Annotated in this window: 1 protein-coding gene; it reads right to left on the bottom strand. The window is 62.8% G+C overall.

Annotated elements, in window-relative coordinates:
* Positions 1–90 precede the first annotated feature (90 nt).
* Positions 91–261: glutathione S-transferase C-terminal domain-containing protein (locus SB725_RS32030; RefSeq protein WP_410923499.1), on the bottom strand; the 171-nt coding region annotated here is incomplete at its 5' end.

Here is a 261-nt window from a genome sequence, read left to right as displayed (position 1 = left end):
CATCGGTCCCCCCAAGGGTTGGATTTTTTGTCCAACTTCTTGGGGGCAGTCCAAACCTGTGGGAGCGGGCTTGCCCCGCGAATGGCGCTGTCAGGCTGTCGGTGCTGTGGCGACCATCGAAGGCCGCTTGGCCACCTCGGCATACCACGCCGCCAACCCAGGCTGGCGCTCACGCCAGCCAAAATCAGGCTGACGCAAGTCCAGATACCCCAGCGCACACGCCACACCAATCGCGGCCAGGTCAAAGCCTGAGATCAGTTC

The organism is Pseudomonas sp. SIMBA_041 (genome assembly GCF_046535095.1).
Taxonomy (GTDB): domain Bacteria; phylum Pseudomonadota; class Gammaproteobacteria; order Pseudomonadales; family Pseudomonadaceae; genus Aquipseudomonas; species Aquipseudomonas mucoides.
This window is presented reverse-complemented; position numbering and strand designations above follow the sequence as displayed.